The organism is Pseudomonas sp. SIMBA_068 (genome assembly GCF_046534705.1).
In the GTDB taxonomy this organism is placed as follows: domain Bacteria; phylum Pseudomonadota; class Gammaproteobacteria; order Pseudomonadales; family Pseudomonadaceae; genus Aquipseudomonas; species Aquipseudomonas putida.
Genome location: NZ_JAWRYI010000849.1, coordinates 1 through 260 on the forward strand (window position 1 = coordinate 1; position 260 = coordinate 260).

At 54.6% G+C, this 260-nt stretch carries 1 protein-coding gene; it reads right to left on the reverse strand.

The window, feature by feature from the left end:
* The coding region (locus tag SB756_RS31735) for a transposase (protein ID WP_410913456.1) at positions 1–260 on the reverse strand (260 nt) is incomplete at both ends.

Here is a 260-nt window from a genome sequence, read left to right on the forward strand (position 1 = left end):
TGCTCCGTTGCATCGTCTGTTTTATCTCCCTGTATCCCAGTTCGATTTCCCAGCGATGACTGTACAGATCCCCCATTTCTCCTCCGGGGAAGCGCATGGCGTCCGTCATCGACGTCAGCAGATGGCAGACTTTTCCTTTGCGCGTCACGGTCAGCAGGCGGGCAGTCACTTCATTTCCCAGTCCCGGCCACTTTTTTCGTGCCTGCGGGCTGGTTTTCAGCTTCACCAGATGATCGCCTTTACCCAGTTTTCTGATCTCT